The sequence below is a fragment of the Pseudoneobacillus rhizolycopersici genome, assembly GCF_054786815.1.
Map to the genome: position 1 here is coordinate 1 of NZ_JBTOOE010000063.1, position 1,449 is coordinate 1,449.

Annotated in this window: 2 protein-coding genes; both read left to right on the forward strand. The window is 35.5% G+C overall.

All coding sequences use genetic code 11. The annotated features are described in order from the left end of the window. The first annotated feature begins 24 nt into the window (after positions 1 to 24). Complete coding sequence (locus ACX9YW_RS22845; protein WP_460351004.1) at positions 25 to 591, forward strand: transposase; 567 nt, start codon at positions 25 to 27, stop codon at positions 589 to 591. Then, positions 492 to 1,418, forward strand: coding sequence for an IS3 family transposase (locus ACX9YW_RS22850; RefSeq protein WP_460351006.1), 927 nt, complete (start codon positions 492 to 494; stop codon positions 1,416 to 1,418). The genes ACX9YW_RS22845 and ACX9YW_RS22850 overlap by 100 nt, the downstream gene beginning before the upstream one ends. Positions 1,419 to 1,449: the final 31 nt, after the last annotated feature.

Here is a 1,449-nt window from a genome sequence, read left to right on the forward strand (position 1 = left end):
ATCTAACTTTTGGGGTGTTTATTTTTGTCTAAATATAGTGAGAAATTTAAGGTTATGGTAGTGAGAGAATATCAAGAAGGAAAACTTGGATATAAACTTTTAGCTAAAAAACATGGTATTAAGTCACATAAACAGATTATTAATTGGGTAAAAAACTACGAGAAGTTCGGAGCCGAAGGGTTAAAGAAGAAAAACCAGAATAAAACTTATTCTGTTCAATTCAAGCTAGATGTATTAAGCTTTATGAAAAGAACGGGATCTTCAGTAACTGAAACAGCCCTAGCGTTTGGGCTAACAAATCCTCCTATGATAACTGTATGGAAGAAAGCTCTTTTGGAGGGTGGTGCTGAGTCTCTGGAAAGACCGAAAGGACGGCCACCCATGTCTGATAAAGCTAAAAATAGAAATAGTAAAAAATCTGTAGAAGATAAAGTAATGACCCACGAACAAAAATTGGAGAGAGAAAATGAGCTTCTTCGTTTAGAAATAGAATACCTAAAAAAGTTGCGAGCTTTTCAGATGGATCCGGAGGGCTATCTCGAAAAGCACAAGCAGCATTATCATTCGAACTCAAAGAAACCTTCAAACTGAAAGACGTTTTACAAATAGTCGGCATTCCCGAATCCTCCTACCATTATCATATAAAAATGATGAAGAAAGAGAATCCGAATCAGGAACTGGAGGAATGTATTCAATCCAAGTTTGAGGAACATGATGGCAATTATGGGTATCGTCGTATCTATTTGGAATTAAGGCAAAGTGGTTTGATAGTAAATCACAAGAAGGTTCAACGCATCATGAATGAACTTGGACTCAAATGTGAGAAGTTCAGTAGAAAATCACGAAAGTACAGTTCTTACAAAGGAACTATTGGAACTATTGCCAAAAACCGTATCAATCGTCGTTTTCACACAAGTGTGTGTCATCAAAAATTAACAACAGATATCACAGAATTCAAGTGTTCAGATAGTGTAAAACTGTATCTAAATCCAATTATGGATATGTACAATGGTGAAATCCTTTCGTATGGGATAAGTATGCGTCCAACCCTAGAATTGGCCCTAAAACCTCTCGAGGAAGCTTTAGAAATCGTAAAAGAATCAAAGTACAGAACGACTGTTCATTCTGATCAGGGCTGGCATTATCAACATAATAAATGGGTAAAAACACTAAAGAAACACAAGGTGTTCCAAAGTATGTCACGAAAAGGAAACTGTTTAGACAATTCACCTATGGAGAACTTTTTTGGATTACTAAAACAAGAAATGTATTATGGTGAAGCTCTGTACTCATTTGAAGAATTAAAAAAGAGAATTGAAGAATATATCAATTATTATAATAACAAGCGAATAAAGCAAAAATTGGCAGGCATGAGTCCGGTTCAATACCGTATCCACACCAGCCAATTAGCTGCTTAATATAAAACTCTAACTTTTAGGGGTCACCACA